4 protein-coding genes are annotated in these 4,161 nt (G+C 69.5%); all 4 read right to left on the bottom strand.

The genetic code is table 11. From position 1 onward, the window contains the following. The coding region (locus tag AC5RW2_RS40945; protein WP_494075289.1) for an ABC-F family ATP-binding cassette domain-containing protein at window positions 1-1,707 on the bottom strand (1,707 nt) is incomplete at its 3' end. 48 nt (window positions 1,708-1,755) lie between these two features. Beyond that, the gene (locus AC5RW2_RS40940) at window positions 1,756-2,712 is read right to left on the bottom strand and encodes a 4-(cytidine 5'-diphospho)-2-C-methyl-D-erythritol kinase (protein ID WP_494030948.1); all 957 of its coding nucleotides are present in this window, start codon (window positions 2,710-2,712) and stop codon (window positions 1,756-1,758) included. Between the two features lie 62 nt (window positions 2,713-2,774). Further along, window positions 2,775-3,638, bottom strand: coding sequence for a 16S rRNA (adenine(1518)-N(6)/adenine(1519)-N(6))-dimethyltransferase RsmA (gene rsmA, locus AC5RW2_RS40935; RefSeq protein WP_494030980.1), 864 nt, complete (start codon window positions 3,636-3,638; stop codon window positions 2,775-2,777). 146 nt (window positions 3,639-3,784) lie between these two features. Beyond that, window positions 3,785-4,161: SDR family oxidoreductase (locus AC5RW2_RS40930; protein WP_494075288.1), on the bottom strand; the 377-nt coding region annotated here is incomplete at its 5' end.

Here is a 4,161-nt window from a genome sequence, read left to right as displayed (position 1 = left end):
GGTGCGCTTCTCAGCCTCGGACGCCCCCGTCCCTCCGGCCGAAGCCGGGGTTTCGCTGCCAGGTCGGGGCGCAGGCCCCCCGGCCTCGCGGCCAACCCCTGACTTCGCGCCCGCGAGCGCCGCCTCCCGCAGTTCCAGGTACTGGTCCACACCGCCGGGCAGCCCGCGCAGCTTGCCGTCGCCCAGCAGTGCCATCTGGTGGTCGGTGACCCGTTCCAGCAGGTAGCGGTCGTGCGAGACCACCACCAAAGTGCCGGGCCAGCCGTCCAGTACGTCCTCCACCGCGGCCAGCGTGTCCGTGTCCAGGTCATTGGTGGGCTCGTCCAGCATCAGCACATTTGGCTCGCCGACCAGCAGTCGCAGCAACTGCAGCCTGCGCCGCTCGCCGCCGGAGAGCTCGCGGACCCGCGTCCACTGCCGCTGGTTGGAGAAGCCAAGCTGTTCCACCAGCTGCCCGGCGGAGAGCTCCCGGCCGCCCACGTTGAAAACACGCTTTTCCTGTTCGATGACCTCGATGACGCGCAGGTCAGCGACGTCGTCGATCTCCTTCACATCCTGGGTCAGGACCGCGGTGACCACCGTCTTGCCCCGCTTCAGGCGGCCGGAGGTCGGCTGGATTTCCCCGTTGAGCAGGCGCAGCAGCGTGGTCTTGCCGGCGCCGTTGACGCCCACGATGCCCAGCCGTTCGCCCGGCGCCAGGCGCAGGGTGATGTTGGTGAACAGTGGGTCCTCGCCGGTGGTTTCGGCATCGGCCAGCCGCCGTGCCTGGTCCGAGGCGGCCCCGACCCGCTCCCCGTCTCCGGACGTGAGGCGCGGCGCCGGCACGTAGGTGACGTTTTCCAGGTCCAGTACGTCCTTGCCCAGCCGCGCCGTGGCCATCTTGTTCAGGGCCAGCGTGTCGCGCGGTTCGGGCACGTCCGCGATCAGCTCGTTCGCCGCCTCGATGCGGAACTTCGGCTTGGCAGTCCGGGCAGGGGCGCCGCGGCGCAGCCAGGCCAGTTCCTTCTTGACCAGCTGCTGCCGCTTCTGCTCCACCACCGCGGCCGTCCGGTCGCGTTCGGCGCGCGCCAGTACGTAAGCCGCGTAGCCGCCGTCGAACGGTTCCACCATCCCATCGTGGACCTCCCAGGTCCGGGTGCAGACCTCGTCCAGGAACCAGCGGTCGTGGGTGACCACCACGAAGGCCGCCTCGGTGGGGCGCCAGCGGGTCTTCAGGTGCCGGGCCAGCCAGGCCACACCCTCCACGTCCAGGTGGTTGGTGGGCTCATCCAGCATGATCACGTCGTGGTCCTCGATCAGCAGCTTGGCCAGCGCCACGCGCCGCTTCTGCCCGCCGGAGAGCGAGGACATCTTCGCGTGCCAGTCGACGTCCTCGACCAGGCCCTCCATGATCTCGCGGATCTTCGGGTTGGAGGCCCATTCATAGTCCGCCCGGTCCCCGACGATCGCCTCCCCCACCGGCAGCTCGCCGGCGAGCACGTCCGACTGGTCCAGGTACCCGACGTTCAGGTCCCGGCGGTGGGTAACGCGGCCGGAATCGGGCGTGGAGCGCTGGGCGAGCAGGCGCATGAGCGTGGATTTGCCGTCGCCGTTGCGGCCCACCATGCCGATCCGGTCCCCCTCTTCGATGCCGAGGGTGACGCCGTCCAGGATGGTGCGGGTGCCGAAGGTAATGCTGATGTTTTCAGCACCGAGCAGGTGTGCCAAGGAAAAACCACTTTCTGTTGCTGTGCCGGGCGGGCAAAGCTATTTTATCTAGGCCGAGACCAGGTCTCCCATGATCCGCGCTCCGTGGACCGGCCCGTGGACCTGGATGGCATTGAAGCCCTCCGCCTCCAGCGCGGCGGCCAGGTCCTCCCCGGCGTCCGCGTCGTGGACCAGGAAGGCGATGGTCGGGCCGGAACCGGAGACCAGCCCGGCCAGCGCGCCGTGGCGCTCACCGGCGTTGAGGATCCCGGCCAGCTCCGGGGCCAGTTCCAGCGCCGCGGGCTGCAGGTCGTTGTGGAGCACATCCGCCAGCCGGCCGACGTCGCCCGAGCGCATGGCCGAAAGGATCGCCGGATCCACCTCGCTGGGTTCCGCCGCGAAAATGCCGTCCCGTTCGCGCTGTTCGTCCAGCTTCCCGTATACCGCCGGCGTCGACAGCCCGTACGGGGAGGTGACCAGGACCCAGTTGATTTCGGTTTTGGAGATCGCCGGGGTGAGCCGGTCCCCCACGCCCAGGCCCACGGCCGTGCCGCCGAGCAGCGAGAACGGCACATCGGCGCCCAGTTCCGCCGCCATCGTGGCAAGCTGATCCCGGGAGAAGCCGCAGTTCCACAGCGCGTCGCAGGCCAGCAGGGCCGCGGCCGCATCCGCCGATCCGCCGCCCATCCCGCCGGCCACGGGCACGCGCTTGGTGATGTCCAGGTTCACGCCGGGGGAGGTTCCGCTCGTGCTCGCCAGCAGCGCGGCGGCGCGGGCGGCCAGGTTGTTGCCGTCCAGCGGAATGTCCGCGAGCGGGACGTTGAGCTGGCCCTGGCCGTGGTTGACGGTGACCGTGATGCCTCCGCCGGCGGTCGCCGTGGCGGTGACCTCTTCATACAGCGAAACCGCCAGGTAGACGCTGGCCACGCTGTGGTAGCCGTCCTCCCGCAACGGTCCCACCCGGAGGGACACATTGATTTTCCCGGGAGCCTTGACCCGGACCGACCGTGGTATGGCAGCGTTCATAACCACAAACCTAAAGGACGGTGGGCCTCGGGACGAATTATCATTGCGCGCCGGCCGTCACGCTAAGCCGTCAGCGGCACCTTGTGTTCGGCGATCCGCGCGAACGCCGCCACGTCCAGCACCTCGCCGCGCGCGCTGGGATCCACATTTGCCGCCAGCAGCGCCTTCTCCGCCTCGGCCGGGCTGCCCGCCCAGCCGGCCAGCGCCGCGCGCAGCGTCTTGCGGCGCTGGGCGAACGCTGCGTCAATGACCCGGAAGACCTCCACGCGGCTGGCCCGGGTGACCGGGGGCTCGCGCCGGGTGAAGGCGACCAGGCCGGAGGCGATCTTCGGGGCCGGCCAGAAGACATTCATGCCGATGGTCCCGGCCTTGCGCATCTGCGTGTACCAGGCAGCCTTCACCGACGGGACCCCGTAGGTCCTGGACCCGGGCCCGGCCGCCAGCCGGTCCGCGACCTCCTCCTGCACCATTACCAGCCCGTGCTGCAGGCTGGGAAAATGCTCCAGCAGGTGCAGGACCACGGGCACCGCGACGTTGTACGGCAGGTTCGCCACCAGAGCTGCGGGCTGGTGGGGCAGCTCGGTCACCTTCATCGCATCGGAAAGTACGACGTCGAGGCTCGCCGCCGCGTCCGGCCGCCACTTGGCCACGGTGTCGGGAAGCCGGCCGGCGAGCACGGCGTCGATTTCAACGGCGACAACCCGCTTGGCGACGTCCAGCAGGCCCAGCGTCAGCGACCCCAGGCCGGGGCCGACCTCCAGCACGGTCTCCTCCGGCTGCACGTGCGCGGCGGCGACGATCCGCCGGATGGTGTTGCCATCAATGACGAAGTTCTGCCCCAGCGTTTTGGTGGGCCGCACGTCCAGCTCCGCGGCCAGCCTGCGGATATCTGCCGCGCCCAGCAGCGGAGCGGTGCGGGCCGGCATGCCCTCGGGGAAATCTGAAGCAGTCACCCGGCAATCCTACCCGCGCCGGAACGCCGAGGACGTGGCGTTGCTCCGGTGAAGTGGTTTCGCAACAGCTTCCGCGGAACAGCGCCACGTCCTCGCGGGCAGAGAGCGCAGAGGGGTGGTCAGACCATGGAGTAGCCGCCGTCGATCAGCAGGTTCTCACCGGTGACCATGGCGGCGTTCTCGCCGGCCAGGTACGCGATCATGGCCGCGACCTCCTCCGGCTGGGCGAAGCGTCCGACCGGAATCTGCGCCTTCATGGCCTCGCCCACCTCGCCGGCCCAGGCCTTCTTGCCCAGTGGGGTCTCCACCACGGTCGGCGACACGGCATTGACCGTGACGCCCTGACGCGCCCACTCCATCGCCAGGACCTTGGTCATGCCAACCACCGCAGCCTTACTGGCACAGTAGGCCACGTGCTTATCCAGAGCGATGACGCTCGCCTGGGAGGCCAGGTTGATGATCCGGCCGTAGCCCTTCTCCGTCATGACGCGTCCGG

The organism is Arthrobacter sp. B0316-1-20 (assembly GCF_059091865.1).
This window is presented reverse-complemented; position numbering and strand designations above follow the sequence as displayed.

What these genes read in the sequence shown, in the direction of transcription:
- AC5RW2_RS40940 (WP_494030948.1), bottom strand. Translation starts at nt 2,712, where the DNA reads ATGAACGCTGCCATACCACGGTCGGTCCGGGTCAAGGCTCCCGGGAAA.
- rsmA (WP_494030980.1), bottom strand. Translation starts at nt 3,638, where the DNA reads ATGCCGGCCCGCACCGCTCCGCTGCTGGGCGCGGCAGATATCCGCAGG.